This window comes from Acetobacterium carbinolicum (genome assembly GCF_047456275.1).
Lineage (GTDB): Bacteria > Bacillota > Clostridia > Eubacteriales > Eubacteriaceae > Acetobacterium > Acetobacterium carbinolicum.
Genome location: NZ_CP173357.1, coordinates 3,602,736 through 3,628,440, shown reverse-complemented (window position 1 = coordinate 3,628,440; position 25,705 = coordinate 3,602,736). Strand labels below are relative to the sequence as shown.

Below are 25,705 nucleotides of genomic sequence, written 5' to 3'. Positions count from 1 at the left end.
AATAATAAATGAGAAAGTGGTGTAGGAAAGATTATGCTAACTGTCGAAATCAAAGAATTGATTGTGTATCTAAGGAATATTGTATCGGAAGAAAAACCGGATGATGGTTTTTTAGAAAAATACGGAGATGATCCGGACTTTATTGAACTTGATAACGCAGCGCGGGAGCTTCGAAACAACTGCAAAAAACACTTTGAAATGATCTTTGACTTGTTTCCTGACCCGACCATTATCACGACCATGGATGAGGGCAAGCTATTGACCTATAATCAGGCCTTTTTAAAGTTGATCAAGACCCGGGGAAAGACAATTTTTGATGAGTCGGTAAATATTTCTGATTTGTATTTCGAATTGGATAAGAGAGAGCAATTAGTTGCAGAATTAAAACGAACGGGTATCAGCGAAAATATGGAGATCATGGTTAAGGATGTAAATGATGAAATGTTTGTCGGCCTGGTTTCGGCTCAGGCGATTAACATCGAGGGGACACCTCATATTCTCAGTGTAATTCGGGATATTACCGAAATTAAACGTTTAGAAGCTGAAATTAAACAGTTATCAATCAAGGATAAATTAACTCAGGTGTTTAATCGTCCTAAACTTGATGCGTTTCTCCAATGCGAACTGGAACGTTCTGAACGGACCAGGGCCCCTTTTTCAATCGTCCTGGTGGATGTCGATTCGCTCAGACAGATTAATGATACCTATGGAAATCCGGTCGGAGATAAAGTACTGGTGGCAATTGCCGATATCCTGAAACAAAATATCCGGGTGACGGATGTTGTTGGCAGATGGAGTGGTGAAGAATTTCTGATTATTCTACCCGATACCGATAAAAAAGGGGCCGTAACCCTGGCGGAAAAGATTCGCACCATTGTTGAAAACACCAATTTTGAGACCGTTTTAAAGCTAACGTCGAGTTTTGGGGTATCAACCTATCGTCAGGACTTGTTGCCGGCAACCCTGATTTCCAGAGCCCATGTGGCCCGGAGTCGGGCCAAAGAAAAAGGCAAAAACCGAGTGGAGTGGCAATAATTAAAGCGTCGAAATTAAAAATTGAATTTCTTGAGGTGACAGGTGGATACGAGGCAATTAAAGATTTTAGTGATTGATGACAACCGGGATAATGTGATTGTCTTAAAAGCTCTGATACAGGATGCGTTTCCGGAAGTCCGGGTTTTAGCGGCTTTTGGTGGCAAGGCGGGATTTGATATGGCGGCATCGGAAGATCCGGATATTATTTTTATGGATATTATTATGCCGGAAATGGATGGCTTTGACGTCTGTCGACAATTAAAAGCCAGACCCGATCTGGCAGATATCCCGGTGGTTTTTGTGACGGCTTCCCGGGGCGATAAGGAACATCGAATTCTGGCGCTGGAATGCGGAGGGGAAGGGTTTTTATCCAAACCCTTTGATGAGCAGGAACTGATTTCTCAAATTAGGGCAATGGAAAAGATCAGACGGGCCAATCTTCGTAAACGTAACGAAAAAAAGCGGCTTGATAACCGGGTCAGAAAACAAAATGCGGCATTAAAGGCGGCCCATGCCCGAACGCTGAAACTCCTTAAATCGCTGGAAAAGGAAAATGAAGCCAGGAAAAAAAGCGAAAAAGCTCTGGTTGAAGCTCAAAAGTTGGCGCGTTTAGGGAGTTATGAGTATCACTTGAAAAGCGGGGAAATCGGTTATTCGGAGGAAGTTTTAAATATCTTCGGAATCCGCTCAGAGGAGCAAATCAGGACAAAAGAACAGTTAATCAGGCTGGTTCATCCAGACGATATTCCTTCTGTACTGGAAAGTATTAAAAAGGTGATGTTAGAAAAATCCGCTGCCGATTTTGTCTTTCGGATCATCAGGCAAGATGGAGAGGAAAGTGTTGCAAACCTAAGGATGATCCCCCAATTTGATGAAAATAAAAATCATGTTGGCGTTTTTGGAACCATCCAGGACATTACCCGGATCAGAAAAACCGAGGAGGAGATCCGCTATCTGAGCTATCATGATTATCTGACCGGTCTGTTTAACCGACGCTTTTATGAAGAGGTGCTGGTCAAACTGGATATTGATGAAAACTATCCATTGACTCTGGTGATGGCCGATGTCAATGGCTTGAAAATGATCAATGATTCTTTTGGTCACGCGGTAGGCGATGAACTTCTGCAGAAGGCGTCCAATGTGATTAAAAGTGGTTGTCGTGACAAGGACGTAATTGCCAGATTGGGTGGCGATGAATTTGTTATTATTTTGACTAAAACTGACGCTGAAACAGCGGCTCTGGTGATTAAACGTTTGGAAACACTGGCGTCCAGAGAAAAAATAGGTGGCTTGAAACTTTCGATTGCTTTTGGTAGCAAAACAAAAACCAGAAAAGAAGAAAATATCCAGCAAGTGCTTAAAAATGCCGAGGATGATATGTATCGGCATAAACTTTACGAAAGTGCCAGCATGCGCAGCAAAACGATTGAACTGATTATGAACACCCTATATGAAAAAAGCAACCGGGAAATGATGCATTCTAACCGGGTGGGCCTCATTTGTGAAAAAATTGGCATGCGGATGAAACTGGATCAGGATGAAATTAATCAGATCCGAACAGCGGGACTGATTCATGATATTGGCAAAATGGGGATTGACGAAAAGATATTGAATAAGCCGGGAGCCCTTAACGCTGAAGAATGGAAAGAAATAAAACGGCATCCGGAAATTGGATACCGAATTCTCAGTTCAGTCAATGAATTTTCGGAAATGGCAAATTGTATTTTGGAACATCATGAGCGATGGGATGGAAATGGCTATCCCAAAGGTTTAAAGGGTGAAGAAATTTCGTTACAGGGAAGAATTGTGGCGGTAGCAGATTCCTTCGACGCCATGACCAGTGATCGAACCTATCGAAAAGGGCTGATTCATGAAGCCGCAATTGCAGAAATCAAACGCTGTGCCGGAACTCATTTTGATCCGCTGGTGGCAAAAATACTGGTTGAAGTGGTGCGTTTAGAGAAGTTCCGTTAGAGTCGTCGGCAAATCGTGGCAATAATCAGGATGAATAAGGGAGATAGGAAATGGAAACGCACACTGACGACTCTGTTTTTGAGATGATTCGGATTATGAAAGCAACGTATGAAAAAGATCTGAGCATCTATGAGGAGGCCTTTCTGGTAAAAACCTTAAAGCGGCGAATGGCGGGCATCAATGTTAACCAATTGGACTACCCTTTGTACCTACAGGAAAACGGTGATGAAGCGGAACGCTTAATAGCATCGTTTCAGATCACCTATAGTCAATTTTTCAGAAATTCTTTGACCTTTGCGGTGTTGGAGCAGCTGGTTTTACCCCAACTACTAAGCCGGAAACCTGAAAATGGCGAACTAAGGGTGTGGTCGGCCGGTTGTTCTACTGGTCAGGAAGCCTACTCCATCGCAATCCTACTGGAAGAGTTGATCCGTACCGCAAAAAAACCGATGCGGTTCCGAATTTTTGCTACCGATCTTTCCAGAGAAGCGATAAGCATTGCCAAAGCCGGGATTTATAATGAGGATGAAGTGTCAAATATTCGGATGAAACACTTAAAAAGTTATTTTATGAAAAGGGGCGAAGCCTATGGCGTTATACCCGGATTAAAAGATAAGATTGACTTTTCAGAGTACGATTTGCTGGATTCCCATTCCAGTAATCCACCGGATAGCATTTTTGGTGATTTTGATATCATCTTTTGCTGTAATCTTCTTTTTTATTATAAAACGGCGGTGAGACGATCGATTGTCGGGAAATTAAAGCGTTCTTTAGCCGAAGGAGGCTTTCTCATCACTGGTGAAGCAGAGTCGATTTTTATGGGAAAGGACGAGGACTTAAAGATGTTGTCTTCAAGTGTTCCTGTTTTTTGGAAATTACGGCATTTCAAATAGGTTCAGGGAGAGAAGATGAACATAAGAAATTTAAAGGTAAAAACACAGCTCATTATTGGTTTTTCAATCATTCTTTTTTTTGTTATATTATTGGGAATTTTAGGTTATGTTCAGACTAATGCCATTGTTAATCAGGCTGAGACCATGTATAATCATCCCTTTCATGTGACCAAAGCAATTGACCGACTAAACGCAGATATTCTAAACATGCGGGTGGGTGTCAGAGACTTAATTCTTGTTGATACTCAGGAAGATCGAGAAAGTGCCATCGTATTGATGGAACAGCACGATGCCGATATCCAGTTACAGTTTGACGTGTTGCGCGAACTTTATTTAGGACCGCAGGAGGATGTCGATGAGGCATATAAGGCCTATATTAATTGGGAAACCGCCCGGGTGGAGATTGTCGAACAAGCGCTTGCGGGGGATTTAGAAACGGCAAAAAAGAAGTTGCTACCGGGGGAAAAGGTTGGCAATTATCGGGCAACACTCATTGAGAAAATGAAAGTTGTCGAGAATTTTGCTAATAGCAAGGCGGATACCTTATATCAGGGTGCCATTGACTTATCAGATCGGATCATCATGCAATTAGTTTTGGTTGTCCTTATCATTGTTGTCTTTTCGGTGCTGGTTAGTTTTGTCATTCTTAGGATCATTCAGGAACCATTAAATGAGTTGACCCGGGTGACGGATGAATTTCATAATGGCAATCATAATGCTCGAAGCAGCTACGATCATCACAACGAATTTGGCATGCTATCGGAATCATTTAACACCCTCGCAGATGATATTCAAAAAAATATGGAGCTCAATGAAAAAGCAGCAAACTTTATTGAGGTTATGTTAGGTGAAGATGATGCCAGAAAATTTTTTAGAAAGACATTAAATATCCTTTCCCGATACACGGGTTCTCAGGTTGCAGCGGTTTATCTGCTAAATAGCGATAACCACCAGTTTGAATATTTTGAATCGATTGGCTTGGACCAAAAGGGCAGAGAAAAATTTAGTGGGGATACTCTGGAAGGTGAATTTGGTGCGTCGCTTGCCAGTGGCCATTACACCCATATTAAAGATATCCCGGAAGATTCACGCTTTGCTTTTTATACCGTCAGTGGAAAGTTTATTCCCCGGGAAATCATTACGATTCCGATTGTTTTTGGCAAGGAAGTTATTGCGGTGGTATCCCTGGCGGCGATTGGCAAATACAATCAAAAAGCGATTGGTTTTATTGAAAAAACCATCAGTACTATGAGTGCCCGGATTGAAGGAATTCTGGCTTACCGAACCATTAAAGAATTTTCACACAAGCTGGAGCAGCAAAACCGGGAACTGGATGCCCAGAAGAACGAAATGGAAGAGCAGTCGGTGGAACTGATCCATCAGAATATTGAACTGGAAATGCAGAAAAAAGAGCTCAATGAAGCTAATCAGCTTAAGACTAACTTTTTATCCAATATGAGCCACGAATTGCGGACACCCCTTAATTCAGTGATTGCCCTTTCGGGGATTTTAAATCGTCGGCTTAAAAATGAAATACCAGAAGAAGAGTACAGTTACCTCGAGGTCATTGAACGAAATGGTAAAAACCTCCTGGCTTTGATTAATGACATCTTGGATATTTCCCGGATCGAAGCCGGTCGGGAAGAAATTGAGATTACGACTTTTAATATAAATCAATTGATTAATGAGGTGGTGGAAATGCTGGTGCCCCAGGCCAGTGAGAAAGATGTGACGTGTCGAAGTGGTGTAAGCGACACTGCCGTTTATATCAATAGCGATCGCGATAAATGTCGTCATATTCTGGAAAATCTGGCCAGCAATGCGGTTAAGTTCACAGAAAAAGGTGAGGTATTGTTGGCCATGGGCCAGAACGGGGAGCACTTAGAAATTCGGGTCAGGGATACCGGTATCGGGATCGACGAAAATTATCTGCCCTTTATTTTTGATGAATTCAGACAGGCCGATGGCAGCACTTCGCGTAAATTTGGAGGAACTGGACTGGGACTGGCGATTGCTAAAAAATATGCTAACTTACTAGGTGGAACAATCAGCGTAAAAAGTGTCGTGAACCAGGGGTCGGAATTTCTCCTTTCACTGCCTGTTCATTATTCGCCGGAAAACAAAGTGATTGAAGAAGAATTTAAAAAAGATCGAGCCAGGCTGCCACGAGAAATAGCGGTGCCGCAATTGTCAAGTAAAGTGTCAGCGAATTCGACGGCTAAAACCTTGCTGATTGTTGAAGACAGTGAACCGGCAGTTATTCAGATTAGAGATTTACTAGAAGATAGCGGGTATACCATACAAGTGGCCAGCGATGCAAAAGAAGCTCTGAAAATTATGGAAGCGGTTATTCCTGATGCCATCGTTCTGGATTTAATGATGCCTGAAATTGATGGGTTTGATTTGCTAAACACCATAAGAGCGTCGGAACCGACCGCCTATATTCCGGTATTGATACTCACGGCCAAGCATATCACCAAAGACGAGCTTAAATTTCTGACAAAAAATAATATTCACCAGTTAATTCAAAAAGGTGATGTCAACCGAGAAGAACTAAAAAAAGCTATCGCTTCGATGCTTTATCCGGAAACTGACAAAAAAACGGTAAAGCAATTTGTGACGCGAACAAATAAGTTAAAACCATTGGTACTGGCGGTGGAAGATAATCCCGATAATATGATCACGGTAAAGGCGTTGCTAAGCGATCATTTCAGGGTGTTGGAGGCGACAGACGGTCCAACAAGCATCGCGTTGGCAAAACAATATCGGCCCGACTTGATTCTGATGGATATTGCCCTTCCGGGAATTGATGGTATCCAGGCATTTAAGACCATTCGATCTTCGCCGGGGCTGGAACATACGCCGGTTATTGCACTGACTGCCAGTGCCATGACTCAGGAAAGGGAAGGGATTTTAGCCCAGGGGTTTGACGCCTTTATTCCTAAACCGATCATTGAACGGGAGTTCTTAAAAGTCATTCAGGAGGTGCTTTATGGCAGATAAACGATCAAAATTTTTAGCAGTCGATGATAATCAGGACAATTTGATTACCCTGCGAGCACTGATTCGAGAAGCTTTTCCAGAGGCCCAGGTATTAACAGCCACTTCCGGTATGGAGGGGATAATGATTGCGGCACAAGAAGATCCGGATGTAATCTTACTGGATGTTGTCATGCCGGGGATGGATGGATTTGAGGTTTGTCAAAAACTAAAGGCTGAAAAAAGCACCAAGGAAATCCCGGTTGTTTTTGTAACGGCGGTAAAAGGCGATCGGGAGCATCGGATTCTGGCCCTTGAATCCGGGGCAGAAGCATTTTTAGCAAAACCGATTGATGAATCGGAACTTACAGCCCAAATCAGAGCGATGGTAAAAATTAAAACGGCCAATCGCCATAAGCAGGATGAACAAGGTCGGTTGGCACGGATGGTAGCGGAAAAAACCGCTGAATTAGAAAAAGCGCATTCTCAAACCATTGCACTGTTAGAAAGTCTCAAGCTCAGCGAAGAGAAAAATCGCCGGCTGATCACCCAAATGGAACAAGGCCTGATCGTCCATGAAGTTTTGCTTGACGAGGACGGGGAACCTGAGGATTGTAGAATTTTGTATGTGAATGAAAGCTTTGAGCGATTGACCAGTTTAAAGAGCCAGGACATTCTCGAGAAAACCCTGACTGAGATCATCCCGGAGTCAAAAGCGTTTATGGTTAGCAAATGTGCACAAGTGATAAAAACCGGCGCATCGGTCTGTTTTGAAAAGTATTTTCATCAGTTTAATAAGTATTTTGAAATGGTAGCCTATTGTCCCGAACCGCAACAGGTGGCCGTCATTATTTCTGATATTAGCAAACGGAAACAGACCGAAGAGCGAATCCGTTATTTAAGTGATCACGACTATCTCACCGGAGTCTTCAACCGCCGCTATTACGAAGAAGCATTAGTGACCATTGATACCGAAGATAACCTGCCGTTGAGTCTGGTTATTTCCGATGTGAACGGACTAAAGCTGGTGAACGAGTCCTTTGGACATGAGCTGGGTGATGAGCTCCTTAAAAAAGTTGCGGAGGTAATTTTAAATGAATGTCGGGATCAGGATGTGGTCGCCCGGCTCAGTGGGGATGAATTCATTATTCTGCTGCCAAAAACAGATCAGATCCAGACAGCCAGGATTGTCAAACGGATGCGAACCGCAGCCCGGCAGGAGTCGATTGGGGCCATAAAATTTTCCATTTCATTTGGATATGAAACGAAAACCGAAGCGAATAAAAATATCCAGGATGTGTTAAAAAATGCCGAAGACAATATGTATCGACATAAGCTATATGAAAGTGCCAGTATAAAGAATAAGACCATCGATTTAATTATGAATACCCTTTATGAAAAAAGCAGTCGGGAGATGTTGCACTCCAAAAGGGTGAGCGAAATCTGCGAAAAAATTGCTTTGAAAATGAATTTTGACCCGGATGATGTCAGCCAGGTAAAGACCGCCGGTTTAATCCACGATATCGGTAAAATGGGGATTGACGAGAAAATACTCAATAAGCCGGGGGGATTAGATCCAGATGAGTGGAAAAAAATTCAACGCCATCCGGAGATCGGCTATCGGATTTTAAGTTCCTCCAGTGAATTTTCAGAATTGGCAAGATATGTCCTGGAGCATCAGGAGCGGTGGGATGGAAAAGGCTACCCGAAACGGTTGGCAGGCGAGGAAATTTCTGTTCAGGCAAGAATCATTGGCGTAGCGGATGCCTTCGATGCGATGACCTGTGACCGGGCCTATCGAAAGGGACTCAGCGTGGAAGAAGCGGTGGCAGAAATAAGAAAATGCGCCGGGACTCAATTTGATCCGCAAGTGGCCAGTGTATTTATTGAAAAGGTGCTAACGCAAAGCTAAGAATTTAAGAAAGAAGGTAAAACCTTGAAAAACAAGCAAGAAAATAAAATTGAAGCAGCAATACAGGCATTGATTAGTGGTAATAAGAAGTTTTTAGATGCAAAAAAAAGTGGTTATAGTCATCAGACGATTAAGACCGTACCGGCTAAAAATGGTCAGAACCCCTATGCTGTGGTTGTCACCTGTTCAGATTCCCGAGTTCCTCCTGAGCACATTTTTGCGGCCGGGATTGGCGAGCTCTTTGTCATTCGAACGGCGGGAAATGTGATCGGTGATTTTGAATTAGGGAGTATTGAATATGCCGTGGGACACTTGGGAACACCGGTGGTTTTAGTGTTGGGTCATAACCACTGCGGGGCCGTGGCAGCAGCGATGGAGGGGCATGGCACCGGGAACATTAAAAAAGTATTAGATGAAATAATGCCTGTCATTTCAGGCGAAAAAGATGTTGATAAGTGCGAGAATTTAAATATTGAACATAGTTTTTACCGGATCAGTGAAAGCGAAATGGTAAGGGATCTTATCCGTAAAGGAGAAGTAAAGCTTATTTCAGGAAAATATGATATCGAAACCGGCGGTGTTGAATTTTTTTAACTGACCGGCGATAAATAATAAGTGTTGCGATCGGACAAAACGGCATGAAGATGAAAGGGGATTAAAATGAAACGAAGACTGGCTGTTCTGGTGGGTGTTTTTGGTATGGCGGCGATATTATTCTTGGGTTCGGGTTGTAAAAAAGCAGTGATATCAAAGCCGGATACGGATGTGCTTAATTCTTTTGATACCTCAATGGTTGAAAAAACCAATGACTTTGGTTTTGCGCTTTATAAAAATCTAACTTCCAAAAATGAAAACAGCATGATTTCACCAGTGAGCATCTCCCTGGCATTGAATATGGCCTATAACGGTGCCGCCGGAGCAACCCGGGATGCCATGGCAGAGGTGCTAAATATTCAGGGAATTGATATTGAAAAGCTAAATAGCAACAATCGGGCCCTGATTTATTTTTTAACAGAGGCAGACCCCGAAGTGACCTTAAACGTTGCCAATTCCATCTGGATGACTGAAGATTTTGACTTTTCAGAAGTATTTTTGAAGACGGTCGGAAATGATTATCAGGCAGAGGCAAAAAAGCTGGATTTCTCAGATCCCAAGTCTGCCGATATGATTAATACATGGGTAAAAAACCAAACCAAGGGGACCATCAATCAGATTGTCAGCCCGCCGATTGACCCTGAAACCATCATGTTTTTGATAAATGCCGTTTATTTTAAGGGGGCCTGGACCAGCCCCTTTGAGAAGGAGCTGACAACGGATCAATCGTTTAAACGGGCTGATGGACAGACTGTAACGGTGCCGACAATGTATCAGAGCGGTTCCTTTGACTATTTAAAAACATCTGATTTTCAGGCCTTACGGCTTCCCTATGGTGAAGAGCAGCAGATGGCGATGTTACTTTTTTTACCCAATGAAGAGTCTAGCCTCAGTGAATTTAAAAAGCAACTGAGTCAGGATAACTGGGCCCGTTGGAACGGTCTTTTTGAAGAAAAAGAGGGCAACCTGATGCTTCCGAAGTTCACCATGGAATATGAACAATCATTGAACCAGCCATTATCAGATCTGGGCATGGGAATCGCTTTTGAACCGGGGAAAGCAGATTTTTCGGGGATGGCGATAGAAGGCGCGGGGACCGACATTTTTATCAGTGACGTTAAGCATAAGACTTTTATTCAGGTCGATGAAACGGGTACTGAGGCGGCGGCCGTGACCTCGGTGGAAGTTGGCGTCACCAGTATGCCAACATATGACTTTGAACTTAACTTTGACCGACCCTTTTTCTATGCGATAACGGATAGTGAAACCGGCGCCATTGTCTTTATGGGATCGGTGTTTGATCCAAGCAACTAATTAAATGTCCGGGGCTGTTCGGACTGACAGCACCGGATGTTTTTTCTTTGATTTTTTTAAGATTGCGCTCTATTTATAAGGAATTGATAGGGAAATCCCATAAAAACATTGCCAATTTGCGTATAAAAAAGTAAACTTAGTGATGTGAGTTGATTAATTGTTTCACTGAAATGTAATCGCAATGATGCGTTCCCGAGACAAACGACTTAAAACGACAGGCAAAAGAGAGGGAAAAATGGGATTTTTGGAAATTTTAAAAGCAATCTTTCTGGGGATTGTCGAAGGTATCACCGAGTGGCTACCGATTAGCAGTACCGGACATATGATATTGGTGGATGATTTTATAAAGCTTAATATGTCAGAGCCATTTATCGAAATGTTTTTGTATGTGATTCAATTAGGCGCAATTTTAGCGGTGGTTTATATCTATTGGCATAAGCTGGTGCCGATAACGTTTAAAAATAAAAAGATAATAATCAGAAAAAACACTGTTATTCTGTGGTCGAAAATTGCAGTGGCATGTATTCCTGGAGTTTTGGCCTACTTACTGCTGGATCGCCTGTTTGATACCTACTTTATGAATTCCATTACCGTTTCGGCGATGTTGGTTCTATACGGGGTTTTATTTATTGTCATTGAAAACTATCATAAAAAACGCAAGCCGGAAGTGGTCAAATTATCTGAACTTAGTTATAAACAGGCCTTACAGATTGGCGCTTTTCAGGCCTTATCGATTGTACCGGGGACATCCCGTTCCGGAGTAACGATTCTTGGCGGGATAATTTTAGGAACATCCCGAACGGTGGCGGCAGAATTTACTTTTTTTATGGCCGTTCCGGTAATGTTTGGGATCAGCTTTTTAAAGCTGATTAAGTTCGGTTTTGCTTTTACCCTCTGGGAAGTGGTGATCCTATTAATCGGGATGATCGCTGCCTTTATCACTTCCGTCGTGGCAATTAAGTTCTTAATGACCTATATCAAAAAGCATGACTTCAAAATATTTGGCTGGTACCGTATTGTCTTGGGCGTGATTGTCTTACTGTATTTCTTTATCACCGGTAAGTAGGCTGATTTGAAATTTCACTTGATATTGAAAGGAAGATAGAATGATAAAAATCGATCAGGAAAAATGTGTTGGTTGTGGTGCATGTGTTGAGGATTGTTTCCCCAATGATATTGTTTTAAAAGAGGATAAGGCTGCGCCACTGAATCGAACATGCATAAAGTGCGGACACTGCATTGCCATCTGCCCGGTTGATGCGGTGAGTATCAGCGATTATGATATGGCAGAGGTTAAAGATTATCAGACCGACAGCTTTGATATCACACCGGATAACCTGCTGAATTATATTAAGTTCAGACGTTCGGTCCGTCAGTTTACAGATCAACCCATTGAGAAGGAAAAAATTGAGCAGATTATTGAAGCAGGACGCTTTACCCCAACGGGTAGCAATAGTCAGAATGTTTCATATATTGTGGTTCAGGATGAGATGCGGAAGCTGACCGGACTGGGACTTGAAGGGCTGAATAAACTGGGGAAAAATATTTTAGAGGAAAAACAAAACAAAAATACATTATTTAAATATTATGCAAAACGCTGGATGAAAATGTATGAAGATTATTTGGCTGATCCCGAATTACCCACAAGCCTTTTTTTCAAAGCCAAGGGCTTGATTTTAGTAGTTTCTGAAACGCCTATAAATGCAGGATTAGCGGCCAACTCGATGGAATTGATGACTCATGCCCAGGGATTGGGAATGTTTTACAGTGGTTTCTTTGTGAGAGCAGCTTATGGCAATCCCAAAATCAAAGCCTTTTTGGGTATTGATGAAAGCAAAGAGGTGATCGCCTGTCTGGTTATGGGATATCCCGATGTTAAATACCAGAGAACAGTGCCCCGAAAAAAAGCGGAAGTGTCCTGGCGATAAGGCGATCAGCCTGATACTAACACAGTTTAAACACGAGGTGAAAGATGGCTTATCTGGAATTCCGAAATATTCAGTTAAAATTCGATGAGCGGATGATTTTTTCCGGTTTTAATCTGGCCATCGAGCGCCATGAAAAAGTTCTTTTTTGTGCCCCCTCGGGCAGGGGGAAGACCAGTCTGGTAAAAATGCTGCTGGGATTTGTGGCGCCTGATCGCGGCGAAATTTTAGTCGATGGGACCAAACTGACAGGTATAACGGTGAATCAGATTCGTAGCAAAATTTCCTACGTCAGTCAGGATGCCGATATTCCCAAGGGAATTGTCAGAGATGTGTTTGAAGAGGTATTTAAATTTGAGGCAAACCGTCATCTAAGTTATAATGTTGAGCGATTGCAAAATTACTGGCTTGATGCGATGTCCCTGCCTAAAGATACCCTCGAAAAAAATGTCGATACCCTTTCTGGCGGCGAACGGCAGCGGTTGGCTCTAATTTTAGGCATTCTTCTGGATCGGGATATCTGGGTTTTGGATGAAATCACCACCGGCTTAGATCTGGAACTCAAGACAAAAATGGTGGACTTGGTACTCGGTTATGACAAAACCATTTTAGTGGTTTCCCACGATGATATTTATAAGAATCAGGGACTAAGGGAGGTAAGTTGGTAATGGGCGTTCAGGAAATCCCTTTTTACACCCCTCTATATCTGCTGATCTTTGTTTTACCGATGGCCATTATCAATTACAAACTGGGGATCGGGCTAAATAAACGGATTATATACTCCCTGTTTCGAATGACGATCCAACTGGTTCTGGTGGGTTTTTTTCTGCAGTACATCTTCTTATTTAACAACCTTTGGGTTAATTCGGCCTATGTTGTGTTTATGATCGGGGCGGCGGGCTTGTCCACCGTTAAAACCTGCGGATTGACCATCAAAAATCAGTTATTGCCGATTGTAATTGGGTTTGGCATTCCCAATCTGGTGATGATTCTCTTTATTAATCAATTTGTTATCGGTCTTTCAAACATTTTCGATGCCCAATATTATATTCCTCTGATGGGGATGCTCTTGGGCAATAGTTTAAGCGGAAACATCATTGGCATCAATACCTTTTACACCGGGTTAAGACAAAATGAACGGCAGTACCACTATCGGCTGGCTTTGTCCGCCAATCAGTGGGAATCCACCCTGCCCTGGTATAAAGAAGCCATCGTCGCCTGCATGAATCCGATTATTGCTTCCACCGAAACCATTGGTCTGGTCTCCTTGCCGGGTATGATGACCGGTCAGATTCTCGGCGGTTCGATGCCGATGACCGCCATCGTCTATCAGATTGTGATTATGGGTGCGATTCTGATCTCCCGATATTTCGGGATTCACTTCTCAATTTTACTAACCCGGAAGAAAGCCTTTGACGATTATGATCGCTTAAGCCTTTAGGTGAGCACAAAATATTCTTGTTAGTGAAATAATTAGTTCATTTATTTCTACCGCTCGTTGTGATAAAATAATAAAATATTGAATCCGTTTAAAAATTGTGAGGTAGTAGATGTCCGATAAAGATTTAACACCCTGTACAGTCATTGAATATATAAAAGCATACACGGGTATTTTTCCGGCTGGTGCCAGACTTGAGGTTTATGAGGTTGGTGGCGGCGAGGACGACGGCGATGGCTTTGTCAACCATATTTATCGGGTCTGGGATGAAACTGGAAAGTCCGTCATTCTCAAACAGGCAAAACCCTACCTGAAGGCGTTCGGCGAAGGGGTTCCCCTGACCGCCAAACGCAACCAGCTTGAATCCGAAATCATCAAACTTAGAGCGGCCATTACTCCCGAGTATCTGCCCCAAATGTATCACCTCGATCCCGAAAATAATCTCTTTGTTTATGAGGATTGCGGACGGCTTAAGATTATGCGCTTTGAATTGATCAAGGGAAAGTCTTTCCCTAAATTTCCAGAACAGATGGGCGAATTCCTGGCCAAATCAAATTTCTATACTTCTGAGATTTACTTGGATCAAATTGATCATAAGGTTTTGGAATGCAAATTTATGAATCCCGAGATGCGGGTTATTATGGAAACCATTCTGTTTTTGCGGGAATCTTTTATTGAGGAAGGTGTAGTGGATTTGCCACCGGGAGATCCTAGCCATCTGGCCATGAGTGATTTACTCTGGGAAAAACGGGAGCTGCGGATTGAACTGCTTAAACTCCGGGGTATTTTTATGAAGAAAAGCGAATGTCTGGTTCATGGCGATCTGCACACCTCCAACATTATGATTGGTGACAATGAGATGAAAATCATCGATATGGAATACCCTTTTATGGGCCCATCCTCATCTGATACCGGCTATCTTCTGGGAAATCTGGTTTATGAATATATTGCCTGGTTCCACCATGAAGAAGGAACTAAAGCGTCCCGGAAAGCTTATCGTCAGGAAATGCTGGGGTATATAAAAGGCTTGATCACAGCATATCAGCGGGTTTATTGTGCATGCTGGGATCAGGATGCCAAGCCCATGTATCGGGAATATACCGAATATCGGGATGATTTGCTACGAACCTATATCAAAGAGGTTTGTGGTTTTACCGGTTGTCAGATTGTTAGTCGGGTGGGCGGAATTGTGCCCCTGCCAGATTTTGATGTGCTTAAAAATCCAGTTAGTCGGAACTGTGCCAGACGTCTGGCACTGCTGATTGCTGATGCGTTGATTATGAAACGGGAAGAGATGGAATCGGCGGATGATATTATTTCGTTAATAGAAACCATAACCTATCGATATTTTGACGTGATGAAGGCGTTAAAAGATCGGGATAAATAAAACCGCAAAAACTCAAGTGATTTTCCACTTGAGTTTTTTGTTTGCAAAAGCTGGTCATGGCATGTTTATTTTTAAAATAATGTGGTAAAATAATTACAAAAATAGGTTGGAATGTCTCTTTGAAAAAAAAAGGAGGTTAAGCGAAATACGGGGATTTTATAAAGAGTGGCTAAGCCGCTGGAAAACTAAAGTGAAATCGGTTGCAAACTCGACTGTCAGGTCATCGGGCAGAGACGGGGAATTTTGTGCTTAGCAGGATGTTTTAGCTGTCCGTGTAAAAATAATCATACAGGAGGAAAAAGTCATGAAAAAAAATAAATTAGCACCATCTCTATTGGCAATAACGATAATCTTGGTTTCAGTGCTTTTTATGGGGGCGAGTTGTAGTGCAACAACTGCTAAGGTTAGCAATGCTGTGATGACTACAAGCGTGGACGACAACTCCATGCCCACGGATACAGTCACTGAATTTCCGGTCAATACCGATGTGTACGTGGCGGCAGAACTGCACAACGCACCGGATGATACCAACATCACTTTTATCTGGTTTTTTGAAGGGCAGGAAGTCGATTCCGTTACCATCAATAACGGCGACGTCAGTGACGCACCACTATGGGGGATTCTTCCGGCAGAACTGGTAACAAAACCAGGGTATTATGGGGTGGAGATTTATATTGATGACCGGGAAGATCCGGACACGAAAACAGAATTCACGGTTAAATAAAAAAAGCGCAGGCCATCCTGCGCTTTTAAAATACCCTTAAAATGCGGCATCAGATAATTCATACGGTGTTTCCTGATAAACGTAGTAATTCAGCCAGTTACTGAATAACAGGTTGGCATGGCCCCGCCAGCGCACGACCGGGGGTTTTGTGGGGTCATCATTGGGATAATAGTTGATGGGGACATTAATCGGTTTACCCTGGGAAACATCCCGGTCATACTCACCCTTTAAGGTTTCCGGGTCATATTCACTATGTCCGGTGACAAAAATCTGGCGGCCGTTTTGAGCTGTGGCAATATAAACCCCAGCATCAATGGACGATGCCATGACCTCCAGATCTGGGTGGGCATCAATGAGTTCCCGGTGAATCCCAGTATGTCGGGAGTGGGGAACATAGAAGCTGTCATCAAAACCCCGGAAGAGTTTAACATAGCGGTGTTCCAGATGGTGTTCAAAAACGCCAAAGGCTTTTTGCGGTAATAAGTACTTTTGAATGCCATAGTGATAATAAAGTCCGGCCTGAGCGCCCCAGCAGATATGCAGGGTGGAAAAAACACTGGTTTTACTCCATTCCATAATTTCGGTGAGCTCATCCCAATAATCCACGGCTTCAAACGCCAGGGTTTCAATGGGGGCTCCAGTGATAATCAGTCCATCAAAACGCTGTTCCCGGATCTCTTCAAAGTAACAATAGAAAGAGCCTAAATGTTCGGAAGAGGTATTTTTGCTCGCATAGGTTTTGGTTTGCAGCAGGGTTACCTCGATTTGCAGCGGGGTGTTTCCCAATAACCGCAGGAGCTGGGTTTCGGTGGTTATTTTGGTGGGCATTAAATTAAGGATTACGATTTTAAGTGGGCGGATATCCTGATGACTGGCCCGGTCGGAATCCATCACAAAGATATTCTCATCGGTTAAAATTTGACTGGCGGGCAGGTCGGTGGGTATTTTGATGGGCATATTTTTACCTCCGGGTAATAAAATTATCAGACTTTAGCCAAAGCCTGGTCTAAATCAGCTAAAATATCGTCGCTATGTTCCAGCCCGATGGACAAACGGATCATGTCTTCGGTAACACCGGCAGCAATGAGATCATCGCCGGAAAGCTGTTGATGGGTGGTGGTAGCCGGATGGATAACCAGGGACTTGGCATCGGCCACGTTGGCCAGATGTGTAAACAGGCTCAGGCTGTCAATGAATTTCCGGGCAGCTTCAATGCCGCCTTTGATCCCAAAGGTAAAAATAGAGCCGGGACCTTTTTTAAAGTACTCTTCGGAAAGATTCTTGTAGGGGTTATCAGGCAGTGAGGGGTAGTTAACCCAGGTAACTTTCGGATGGTCACTTAAAAACGCCACTACTTTTTGGGTGTTTTCCAGATGCCGATCCAGTCGCAGTGATAGGGTTTCCAGACCCTGTAAAAGCAGGAAGGCATTAAACGGACTGATGCAGGCACCAGTATCCCGGAGAAGCTGAACCCGAGCTTTGACAATAAAGGCGGCAGCGCCGATGTCAGTTGCGTAGGTAATGCCGTGGTAGCTGGAGTCCGGGGTGGTAAATATCGGGAAGCGGCCACTACCGGCCCAATCAAAGGTGCCACCATCAACGATCAGGCCACCGATAGTAGTACCGTGGCCGCCGATAAATTTGGTGGCCGAATAAACCACAATGTCCGCACCAAAATCCAGGGGTTTAAATAAATAAGGCGTGGCAAAGGTATTATCAACGATCAGCGGCAGACCATTATCATGGGCGATTTTGGCAACCGCCTTGACATCACAAATATTAATAGCCGGATTACCTAAGGACTCGATATAAATAGCTTTGGTATTTTCGTTAATGGCAGTTCGAAAACGCTCATGATCATCCGGGTTAACAAAAGTGGTGTTAATGCCAAGCCGGGGCAGGGTGGCACTTAACAGATTGTAGGTGCCCCCGTAAAGGGTGGACGCGGCAACCAGTTCATCACCGGTACCGGCGATGTTTAGAATTGTTGCGGTAATGGCGGCCGATCCGGAAGCAAAAGCCAGAGCACCAACACCGCCTTCCAAAAGAGCCATTCGTTCTTCCAAAACATTAGTGGTGGGGTTCATGATCCGGGTATAAATATTACCGGGTTCTTCTAATCCAAAAAGGCGCTGGGCGTGTTCGCTATTATCAAAAACATATGAGGTCGTCTGATAAATGGGAACAGCCACCGCGTGAGTGGTAGGATCTGGGTTTTGCCCCCCATGTAGTTGAAGGGTTTCAAATTTTCGGGTATCTTTCATTGCTTTCTCCTTTGGATTTTTGGGATTCTATTGCAGTGAATTTTATTACATATCATTCCAGTAGGAATTATAAGCAATATAACACGAATCGTGAACCTTGTCAATACGTGAAATCAAAGAACAAAAAATTAACAGAAAATCAGAACTATTTATTTGACATTAGTAAAATTTAAGTCTATAATAAATCAAAATACACGTTGCAGTTTTTATGTTTAGTAGAAATTTGTTTTCTTATGTGTCCTGAGAGGAATATCATGGAAGAGTTAAGAAGAAACTTAAATGAATATTATTACGTTAACACCCAAAGCTATTGGTTCTTTAGCTTTGGTTATTTTGCGTACAATAAATTAAGTTCCTTTGAGAATCCATGAGAAATTTTTAGCGATACAGGTGTATTGAATAAAAGTTGATTTTTAGGAGACTTCTTAGGAAGTCTCCTTTTTTTTTCGCAAGACAAAAGCCAAGCGTCATGCTAGCAAATTGGTGGCTGTCTACGAATCACGGAAAATCAAGCGACCGATTTTCGGTGGTCTTCGGTGCACAGAAGATAAAAAGTGAGTGGTCAGTGAATAACAATAATGGAGGAAAAAATGATAGTAGTCGTTAAACCCAACACAAATGAAGAAGATATCAAGAGGTTAATCAAAATGATTGAAACACAGGGACTGAGCATCCATTATTCAAAAGGTGTGGATCACACGATTCTGGGAATAGTAGGGGATACAACCTTGGCAGATGTGGAAAAAATCCGTTCGAATCGTATTGTTGAGAATGTCCTCAGAGTTCAGGAACCGTACAAAAAAGCCAATCGCTTATTCCATCCCGATGACACCATTATTAACGTTAAGGGCAGAAAAGTTGGCGAAGGCACCATTAGCATCATGGCTGGTCCGTGTTCAGTCGAAAGTGAGGAACAGGTTGTGGCGATTGCCAAAAGTGTAAAGGAATCTGGAGCTACCTTTCTGCGCGGTGGTGCTTTTAAACCACGATCTTCGCCTTACGCATTCCAGGGCTTAGGTTATGAAGGGCTGGAGTTATTAAAAATCGCCAGAAAAGAAACCGGACTTCCAATTGTCAGCGAACTGATGTCACTTGAACATCTGCCAGCTTTTGAAGATGTCGACATTATCCAGGTCGGGGCAAGAAACATGCAGAATTTTGATTTGCTCCGGGAATTGGGGAAAATTGACAAGCCTATTTTGTTAAAACGGGGGATGTCATCAACCATGCAGGAATTTTTGATGTCGGCCGAATACATCATGAAAGAAGGAAACGATAAGGTGATCTTGTGCGAACGGGGGATTAGAACCTTTGAAACGGCCACCCGAAACACCTTGGATATTAGTTGTGTCCCGGTGCTTAAACAAAAAAGCCACCTGCCCATTATTATTGATCCCAGCCATGCCACCGGGCTATCCTGGACCGTTGAAGCATTGACCAAGGCGGCCATTGCCGTTGGTGCCGATGGTGTGATGATTGAGGTCCACAATAATCCCGAAGAGGCCCTTTGCGATGGGGAACAATCCATTACCCCGGAACAATTCCATAAAATCATGATTACGGTTAAAAAATACGCCGAATTTGAGAATAAGGTGATCTAATGAAAAACCGAGAAGATTCCATCGTTGGCTTTATCGGCCTGGGTCTGATGGGTGGTGCACTGGCCATGGGACTCAGGAAACAAGGCCCCAAAGAAATTTGGGCTTATGATTTAAACCCGGCAGTGATTAAAACCGCCCGGACCCGGGGCGTGATCGATGAAGGCGTCTGGGATTCGGCGGGGCTTCAAAAAATGTTGCCCCGGTGTGATCTGGTTTTTATCTGTCTGACACCAATGGATACGCTGGCTTTTTTAGCGCTCTATATGGAAGATTTTAAACCGGGGGCGATTGTTACCGACATTATTGGAGTAAAAGAAGTGGTCTTTAAAAACCTGGGCAATCTGTTACGCAAAGACATTGACTATATTCCGGGACACCCCATGGCGGGAAGTGAAAAAGAAGGATTCGGCGGGGCTGATGATCGCATTTTTAAGAATCGCAATTATATTCTAACCCCCTTACCGACCAATCAACCAGAGAACATTGAGTTGATCCGGGATATCGTAACCGATTTGGGATTTAACCACATTGTTGAGACCACCACCGAAATACACGATCAAAAAATAGCCTTTACTTCCCAGCTTTGTCATGTGATTGCAGCAGCCCTGGTTGATTGTGAGGATGATCTCTCCATCACTGATTTTGAGGGCGGAAGCTTTGGTGATCTGACCCGAATTGCCATGATTAATGCGCCCATGTGGACGGAGCTGTTTATGTGCAACCGCAAAAATTTATTGGACCAGATTAAGAAGTTTGAAACCAGTCTGGAAGCAATGAAAGAAATGATAAAGCAAGATGAAAAGGAAGAATTGATCGCACGGCTTAAATCAGTTCGCAAGAAACGCGTTGTCATGGGGGAAATCCGGGCGGCTAAAAACTTAAAAAATCTGTGAGTTTGCTTAAGAGATGCGGCGTGAAAACAGTTACATCAGCCTGAAAATGATTACGCTATTGACTTAATCTCATATGAGAGTATACTCTAGTTAAAGAAACATGTTATAACAAAACTTTTGCTGGGAACAAAATGTTGACAGTAAAAGTCAAAAAAATAATTGGAGTTAAAAAATCATGAAATTATGTAATCTGCCAGCTATTGGTATGAGAAACATAAAAACGGTGTTAGCAGTCTTTATCTGTGTGGTAGTATTTGCAATTATGGGACCGGAGTTCAATCCGCTCGTTGCTGCAATTGCGGCTGTGATTACGATGGGACCGAGCATTGAAAATTCGATTGAAACGGGCTGGAATCGGATATTGGGAACCCTCTTTGGAGGTGTAGCGGGAATGTTGGGTATTTTTATTGCTCGTTTAATCCCATATCAATATGCCTATGTTTTCATCATTCCATTAGGAATTATGGGACTGATTTATCTGTGTAATAATATTAACAAATCGGGTGCTATCGTCATTACCTGTGTGGTCTTTCTCATTTTAATGACCACCTATCCTCAGGATACGGGTACCTATATGCTGGCCCTTTTAAGACTTCTGGAAACGGTATTTGGCATCGTTGTGGCGTTTTTAATCAACCGCTTTATTAAATTGCCGGAATGTGATAAAAGCCCGGATGAAAGCCAAACAGAGACGGAAAAAGAGTTGATCACGGTCGAAGAAAAACCGGACAGCGGTTATAAAAAATTTAAAGTGTCAAACCTGTTGTATATGATATTCAAACCCTAGATTTTACGTTTATTCTGGATTTTTGTGACGTCTAGATTAACTAAAATATAATTACCCCTCCCCTTAAAAAAGAGACCACCCTTAATACCAGGTGGTCTTTTTTTATTTGCAAATATTTTGTTATCTGAAATAGCCAATAATGGTCAGCTTATCCTTAAAGATGGCAGCCAGTCCGGATAGGGCTGAGGGCTTGATGCTGGCAATTACGGTGGTTGCCGGGCCGGAAGAATCCACTACATTCAGATCATTAGGTAATTGTTCAAATTGGAGCCGGTAAATATTGGCAAGCGTGTTGGCTTCGTATAAAATCCCTTTGGAACCGCAGGGAACGATCTCATTTATGGCAGGGTTCTTAACTAAGGTCTTGAGATCCTGATAATTGGCGATTTCCGGATCGCCATCGAGAATAAGGGCACTGCCATATTTGGGTTTACCGATGCAGATCACCACATCTGCGGATACTGAGGGAGTGATTCGCAACCGATTGGCCATTCCGAGTACAAAAATGCCAAAACCGGTCATGCTGGTTTTGAAATTTTCTTCGGTCGAACCATTAATGGGCAGATCTCCGATACCGGCCCGTTCCAATTCTTCCCGAATACCTTTAATCAGAGCTTCGCCGGTGGGGTGCATTTCTCCGACGATGGTGTTGGAAAGACCGATAATCTGGGCGCCACAGGCCAGCAGTTCAAAAAGACATACCCGGGCAGCAAAAATAGAAATGTACTTGGTGGCAACACACAGTTCATCCCCGGGCTTTTCCCCGACGCCACCGCTACTGTCGCAGGCAGTGACCAGGAGGGAATCAGGAAGCTCAATGACGGATAGGTCACGATATTGATAAGTTTTCATACGGTCCTCCATTCGGGGATTTTTATAATAACGTAAGTGCCATGTATTTTGTGAGTTACTTCGTCATTTAAGAATCAGGTTCTAGCGGAGCTTAAGTTTATGCCTGAGCCGAAGTTGCCGAAGATACCTGATTTTTAACCGATAGGGGTAATGCTTTAAAGACAAGGGCCGCAATCAGGGCATTGATTCCACCCACCAGAGCCAGGGGAAACATCATTGCAATCACTCCGGGCCAGGTTAACATGGGGATTAAAAGCGGCGAACAGAGTAAAAGTAGGATCGGGCCGTTGCAGATAGCGGCAACGATAACGCTGACGATCAGGGCGACGATTTCATTTGCGGCCTTTTTAACAAAAACATAAGTATACCAGGTGGCCACCATGATCAGCCCCATCCCCAGACCAATAGCAAGGTGAACGGGTAGGGTCATTGGGAATCCTGAGGTAAGCGCGGTTAAAAGATGACCGATAATAGCAATAATTGCGCCAGCCAGAGGTCCCATCAACAGGGTGCCCAAAAAGGCCGGCAGTGAATCGAAGGCAATCGTGCCAAAAACTTTTAACTGGGCTCCTACAAAAGAGAGGGCAATTAAAAGCGCCATAAAAACGAGTTGTCGCGTGTTGATTTTCATGTGATACTCCTTAATTTTATTATAAAGCATTTCTATGGCGATGAAAAGAAAATTTGGATAGGTCGATTTAATTAAATAAAAAAGTTCACATCTAATTTAGATGTGAACTTTACCGTCGTCCAAATGGAATCATTTCTGGCAGGTCTCCTGAGTCAGCTTCATCGCAGTTTGTCCCTTCCCGTGAGGTGGTCATGACTTGTGCTCGACTTTACAGTGGTGGGTCCCTACAGGATTTTAACCTGTTTCCCTATTCTCCTTTTTCAAGGCACCAAAAAAGCTTTATTTACTTGAGCAAATAATAGCACATCAGAGATCAATTTGTCAAATTGAAATTGTAAATAATTAAGGGAAAGAAAAAGTAAAGTAATCGTTAAAAGATGATCGCGTCGAGGGTAAATTCTAGCTTAAATCAACCGCGAAAAAAAAGCGGCGATAAAAAAATCGCGGCCAAATATTGCTGCTATAATTCATTGTATTGAATCCTTGGAGTATGGTACAATGCTTTACAAAATGACTAATACTAAGAGGTATAAAAATTGATTCTAATGATCGACAACTATGATTCTTTCACCTATAATTTGGTTCAGTATCTGGAAAAACTGAATGCAACGGTGATTGTAAAGAGAAACGATAAGATTACCCTGGACGAGATTGCCGCGATGGCACCGTCGATGATTGTCTTATCACCGGGGCCATGCACCCCCAACGAATCCGGAATCTGTCTGGATGTGGTGCACCGTTTTAAGGGTGAAATCCCGATCCTGGGTATTTGTCTGGGCCACCAGATCATCGGTCAGGCCTTTGGCTGTAAGATTAAAAAAGCTCTGGAACCGGTTCATGGCAAAGTCCATGCCATCTCCCATGACAATGCCGGCGTGTTTGATGGTCTTAATAATCCCCTGAAGGTGACGCGCTACCATTCTTTGGTGGTTGAAAATCAGGAAATACCGGATTTTTTTGAGATCACCGCCCGAACTGATCAAAATGAGATCATGGGTATGCGACATAAAGACTACCACATCGAAGGGGTTCAGTTTCATCCTGAAGCGATTCTTACCGAAATGGGGATGGAATTATTGGACAACTTTTTTCAATCGACAAAAGAAAAGGGTGTGCGATGTTAATACAAGAAATAAAAACCGACTTAAGCAGTTTTGAGTGCTATCTTTTGTTTAAAGATGAGCCCTATAGTTTCTTTTTAGACAGCGGCAGAGACCCTGACAGTCTGGGACGCTATTCATTTATCGGTGGGAACCCGTTTCTGGTCTTTAAAAGCAAAGCGGACGCCATTACCGTTAAAACCAAAACAGCGACGAAAACGCTTACGGGAGATCCTTTTGATGAACTGCAAAAGCTTTTAAAACAGTATAAAATGGATTATCCATCCCCGTTTCCTTTTTTAGGTGGGGCAGTGGGTTATTTTGGCTATGATCTCTGTCATCATCTGGAAGCATTTCCCCGCAGTGCCGTGGATGATGTGGGTATCCCCGATTGTTATATGGGTTTTTATGATGGCATTGTGATTATTGATCATAAAGAAGGTAAGACCTATGTGGCCGCCCTGGGAATCGAAGAAAATGAAGCGGATATCATCAGCCGGTTAGCCGCAAAATTTGTCGGCGATCCTAAAATTGCCATTCGTACAGACTTTAAAATTAATGAGAATGTTGAATTTCGGGGTAATTTCACCAAGTCGGAGTATATGAAGGCACTGGATGCAGTTCACGAATACATTTTAGCGGGAGATATTTACCAGACCAATCTGACTCAGCGCTTTAACGCTGATTTACAGCTTAGCCCACTGGAATTATACAGCGAACTCAGAAAAATTAACCCGGCTCCCTTTGCCAGTTACATTGATTTTGGAGAAGGACAGATTGTTTCCAGTTCCCCGGAGCGTTTTATTCTGGTTCAGGGTCGAAACATTGAAACCCGACCGATTAAAGGGACGATGCCCCGGGGCAAAACCGCTGCGGAAGATGCCGCTAATCGGGAGACTCTGGTTAACAGCGAAAAGGATAAAGCCGAACTGCTAATGATTGTCGATCTGGAGCGCAATGATCTGGGGAAAATTGCTAAAACCGGCACCGTTAAGGTTCCGGAATTGTTTAAGTTAGAAACTTATCAGACCGTTTTTCATCTGGTCTCAACCGTTACGGCCGAATTAAAGGATGACCTCGATGCCATCGATTGTGTCAAAGCCACTTTCCCCGGCGGTTCGATTACCGGGGCACCGAAGATCCGGGCGATGGAGATTATTGATGAACTGGAGCCCACCCAGCGAAACATTTATACCGGTTCGATCGGCTATATTGGTTTCAACGGGGATCTCGATCTTAATATTGTCATTCGGACGATTGTCTGCAAGGATGGGAAAGGTTATTTTCAGGTCGGCGGTGGAATCGTCTGGGATTCCGACAACCAGTCCGAATATCAAGAAACCTTCGACAAGGGCAGAGCTCTGATGGATGCACTGAAACGCTATTAATTAAACAGTTTAGG

At 43.2% G+C, this 25,705-nt stretch carries 22 protein-coding genes and 1 riboswitch; of the genes, 18 read left to right on the top strand and 4 right to left on the bottom strand.

Annotated elements, in window-relative coordinates:
- Positions 1–33: 33 nt before the first annotated feature.
- The 13 genes from ACIZ62_RS16785 (at position 34) to ACIZ62_RS16725 (ending at position 16,175) form a co-directional block, all read left to right on the top strand.
- Positions 34–1,035, top strand: a complete 1,002-nt coding sequence (locus ACIZ62_RS16785; protein WP_414150692.1) for a diguanylate cyclase — start codon at positions 34–36, stop codon at positions 1,033–1,035.
- A 42-nt stretch (positions 1,036–1,077) separates the two neighbouring features.
- Positions 1,078–3,009, top strand: a complete 1,932-nt coding sequence (locus tag ACIZ62_RS16780; protein ID WP_414150691.1) for an HD domain-containing phosphohydrolase — start codon at positions 1,078–1,080, stop codon at positions 3,007–3,009.
- A gap of 50 nt (positions 3,010–3,059) precedes the next feature.
- Entirely contained in the window at positions 3,060–3,902 is an 843-nt protein-coding gene (locus ACIZ62_RS16775; protein ID WP_414150690.1) for a CheR family methyltransferase, read from the top strand.
- A gap of 15 nt (positions 3,903–3,917) precedes the next feature.
- Positions 3,918–6,905 (top strand): response regulator, encoded by a 2,988-nt coding sequence (locus ACIZ62_RS16770; protein WP_414150689.1) that lies wholly within the window; start codon positions 3,918–3,920, stop codon positions 6,903–6,905.
- Positions 6,895–8,793 carry an HD domain-containing phosphohydrolase gene (locus tag ACIZ62_RS16765; RefSeq protein WP_414150688.1) on the top strand — a complete coding sequence of 633 codons (1,899 nt, stop codon included), beginning with the start codon at positions 6,895–6,897 and terminating at the stop codon, positions 8,791–8,793. Before ACIZ62_RS16770 ends, ACIZ62_RS16765 begins: the two co-directional genes overlap by 11 nt.
- Positions 8,794–8,817: 24 nt before the next feature.
- On the top strand, positions 8,818–9,387 hold the full coding sequence (locus ACIZ62_RS16760) for a carbonic anhydrase (RefSeq protein ID WP_414150687.1): 570 nt from the start codon (positions 8,818–8,820) through the stop codon (positions 9,385–9,387).
- 66 nt (positions 9,388–9,453) lie between these two features.
- Complete coding sequence (locus ACIZ62_RS16755) at positions 9,454–10,701, top strand: serpin family protein (RefSeq protein WP_414150686.1); 1,248 nt, start codon at positions 9,454–9,456, stop codon at positions 10,699–10,701.
- A 235-nt stretch (positions 10,702–10,936) separates the two neighbouring features.
- Positions 10,937–11,767 (top strand): undecaprenyl-diphosphate phosphatase, encoded by an 831-nt coding sequence (locus ACIZ62_RS16750; RefSeq protein WP_111888857.1) that lies wholly within the window; start codon positions 10,937–10,939, stop codon positions 11,765–11,767.
- Between the two features lie 40 nt (positions 11,768–11,807).
- Complete coding sequence (locus ACIZ62_RS16745; RefSeq protein ID WP_414150685.1) at positions 11,808–12,629, top strand: nitroreductase family protein; 822 nt, start codon at positions 11,808–11,810, stop codon at positions 12,627–12,629.
- 44 nt (positions 12,630–12,673) lie between these two features.
- Positions 12,674–13,294: an ATP-binding cassette domain-containing protein gene (locus tag ACIZ62_RS16740; RefSeq protein WP_414150684.1), complete on the top strand. Its 621-nt coding sequence runs from the start codon at positions 12,674–12,676 to the stop codon at positions 13,292–13,294.
- Positions 13,294–14,067, top strand: a complete 774-nt coding sequence (locus tag ACIZ62_RS16735; protein ID WP_414150683.1) for an ABC transporter permease — start codon at positions 13,294–13,296, stop codon at positions 14,065–14,067. The genes ACIZ62_RS16740 and ACIZ62_RS16735 overlap by 1 nt, the downstream gene beginning before the upstream one ends.
- 109 nt (positions 14,068–14,176) lie before the next feature.
- Entirely contained in the window at positions 14,177–15,451 is a 1,275-nt protein-coding gene (gene mtnK / locus ACIZ62_RS16730; RefSeq protein WP_322519093.1) for an S-methyl-5-thioribose kinase, read from the top strand.
- A gap of 304 nt (positions 15,452–15,755) precedes the next feature.
- Complete coding sequence (locus tag ACIZ62_RS16725; protein WP_111888862.1) at positions 15,756–16,175, top strand: hypothetical protein; 420 nt, start codon at positions 15,756–15,758, stop codon at positions 16,173–16,175.
- 36 nt (positions 16,176–16,211) lie between these two features.
- Here the strand turns inward: ACIZ62_RS16725 and metA are convergent, their stop codons facing one another.
- Together metA and ACIZ62_RS16715 are read right to left on the bottom strand one after the other, a co-directional pair.
- A complete protein-coding gene (metA, locus tag ACIZ62_RS16720; RefSeq protein ID WP_111888863.1) occupies positions 16,212–17,132 on the bottom strand; it encodes a homoserine O-acetyltransferase MetA in 921 nt (306 codons plus the stop codon).
- 26 nt (positions 17,133–17,158) lie between these two features.
- Entirely contained in the window at positions 17,159–18,439 is a 1,281-nt protein-coding gene (locus ACIZ62_RS16715) for an O-acetylhomoserine aminocarboxypropyltransferase/cysteine synthase family protein (RefSeq protein ID WP_414150682.1), read from the bottom strand.
- Between the two features lie 590 nt (positions 18,440–19,029).
- Between ACIZ62_RS16715 and aroF the strand changes: the two genes are divergently transcribed.
- The 3 genes from aroF to ACIZ62_RS16700 all read left to right on the top strand — a co-directional run bounded on the left by aroF (position 19,030) and on the right by ACIZ62_RS16700 (position 21,720).
- A complete protein-coding gene (aroF, locus tag ACIZ62_RS16710) occupies positions 19,030–20,040 on the top strand; it encodes a 3-deoxy-7-phosphoheptulonate synthase (protein WP_111888865.1) in 1,011 nt (336 codons plus the stop codon).
- A complete protein-coding gene (locus ACIZ62_RS16705) occupies positions 20,040–20,933 on the top strand; it encodes a prephenate dehydrogenase (protein WP_414150681.1) in 894 nt (297 codons plus the stop codon). Before aroF ends, ACIZ62_RS16705 begins: the two co-directional genes overlap by 1 nt.
- A gap of 175 nt (positions 20,934–21,108) precedes the next feature.
- Entirely contained in the window at positions 21,109–21,720 is a 612-nt protein-coding gene (locus tag ACIZ62_RS16700) for an FUSC family protein (protein WP_414150680.1), read from the top strand.
- A 120-nt stretch (positions 21,721–21,840) separates the two neighbouring features.
- Here ACIZ62_RS16700 and ACIZ62_RS16695 read toward each other — a convergent pair whose 3' ends face one another.
- Together ACIZ62_RS16695 and ACIZ62_RS16690 are read right to left on the bottom strand one after the other, a co-directional pair.
- On the bottom strand, positions 21,841–22,572 hold the full coding sequence (locus tag ACIZ62_RS16695) for an alpha-ribazole-5-phosphate synthase (protein ID WP_414150679.1): 732 nt from the start codon (positions 22,570–22,572) through the stop codon (positions 21,841–21,843).
- A 97-nt stretch (positions 22,573–22,669) separates the two neighbouring features.
- Complete coding sequence (locus ACIZ62_RS16690; RefSeq protein ID WP_414150678.1) at positions 22,670–23,203, bottom strand: ECF transporter S component; 534 nt, start codon at positions 23,201–23,203, stop codon at positions 22,670–22,672.
- A 119-nt stretch (positions 23,204–23,322) separates the two neighbouring features.
- A riboswitch (cobalamin riboswitch) is annotated at positions 23,323–23,491 on the bottom strand.
- A gap of 248 nt (positions 23,492–23,739) precedes the next feature.
- Here ACIZ62_RS16690 and ACIZ62_RS16685 point away from each other — a divergent pair.
- Both ACIZ62_RS16685 and pabB read left to right on the top strand, forming a co-directional pair.
- A complete protein-coding gene (locus tag ACIZ62_RS16685) occupies positions 23,740–24,327 on the top strand; it encodes an anthranilate synthase component II (protein WP_414150677.1) in 588 nt (195 codons plus the stop codon).
- Positions 24,321–25,691, top strand: a complete 1,371-nt coding sequence (gene pabB / locus ACIZ62_RS16680; RefSeq protein ID WP_414150676.1) for an aminodeoxychorismate synthase component I — start codon at positions 24,321–24,323, stop codon at positions 25,689–25,691. Before ACIZ62_RS16685 ends, pabB begins: the two co-directional genes overlap by 7 nt.
- The last annotated feature ends 14 nt before the right edge of the window (positions 25,692–25,705 follow it).

Coding starts and splice junctions, on each gene's coding strand:
- ACIZ62_RS16785 (WP_414150692.1), top strand. CDS start 34: ATGCTAACTGTCGAAATCAAAGAATTGATTGTGTATCTAAGGAATATT.
- ACIZ62_RS16775 (WP_414150690.1), top strand. CDS start 3,060: ATGGAAACGCACACTGACGACTCTGTTTTTGAGATGATTCGGATTATG.
- ACIZ62_RS16770 (WP_414150689.1), top strand. CDS start 3,918: ATGAACATAAGAAATTTAAAGGTAAAAACACAGCTCATTATTGGTTTT.
- ACIZ62_RS16765 (WP_414150688.1), top strand. CDS start 6,895: ATGGCAGATAAACGATCAAAATTTTTAGCAGTCGATGATAATCAGGAC.
- ACIZ62_RS16755 (WP_414150686.1), top strand. CDS start 9,454: ATGAAACGAAGACTGGCTGTTCTGGTGGGTGTTTTTGGTATGGCGGCG.
- ACIZ62_RS16750 (WP_111888857.1), top strand. CDS start 10,937: ATGGGATTTTTGGAAATTTTAAAAGCAATCTTTCTGGGGATTGTCGAA.
- ACIZ62_RS16745 (WP_414150685.1), top strand. CDS start 11,808: ATGATAAAAATCGATCAGGAAAAATGTGTTGGTTGTGGTGCATGTGTT.
- ACIZ62_RS16740 (WP_414150684.1), top strand. CDS start 12,674: ATGGCTTATCTGGAATTCCGAAATATTCAGTTAAAATTCGATGAGCGG.
- ACIZ62_RS16735 (WP_414150683.1), top strand. CDS start 13,294: ATGGGCGTTCAGGAAATCCCTTTTTACACCCCTCTATATCTGCTGATC.
- mtnK (WP_322519093.1), top strand. CDS start 14,177: ATGTCCGATAAAGATTTAACACCCTGTACAGTCATTGAATATATAAAA.
- ACIZ62_RS16725 (WP_111888862.1), top strand. CDS start 15,756: ATGAAAAAAAATAAATTAGCACCATCTCTATTGGCAATAACGATAATC.
- metA (WP_111888863.1), bottom strand. CDS start 17,132: ATGCCCATCAAAATACCCACCGACCTGCCCGCCAGTCAAATTTTAACC.
- ACIZ62_RS16715 (WP_414150682.1), bottom strand. CDS start 18,439: ATGAAAGATACCCGAAAATTTGAAACCCTTCAACTACATGGGGGGCAA.
- aroF (WP_111888865.1), top strand. CDS start 19,030: ATGATAGTAGTCGTTAAACCCAACACAAATGAAGAAGATATCAAGAGG.
- ACIZ62_RS16705 (WP_414150681.1), top strand. CDS start 20,040: ATGAAAAACCGAGAAGATTCCATCGTTGGCTTTATCGGCCTGGGTCTG.
- ACIZ62_RS16700 (WP_414150680.1), top strand. CDS start 21,109: ATGAAATTATGTAATCTGCCAGCTATTGGTATGAGAAACATAAAAACG.
- ACIZ62_RS16695 (WP_414150679.1), bottom strand. CDS start 22,572: ATGAAAACTTATCAATATCGTGACCTATCCGTCATTGAGCTTCCTGAT.
- ACIZ62_RS16690 (WP_414150678.1), bottom strand. CDS start 23,203: ATGAAAATCAACACGCGACAACTCGTTTTTATGGCGCTTTTAATTGCC.
- pabB (WP_414150676.1), top strand. CDS start 24,321: ATGTTAATACAAGAAATAAAAACCGACTTAAGCAGTTTTGAGTGCTAT.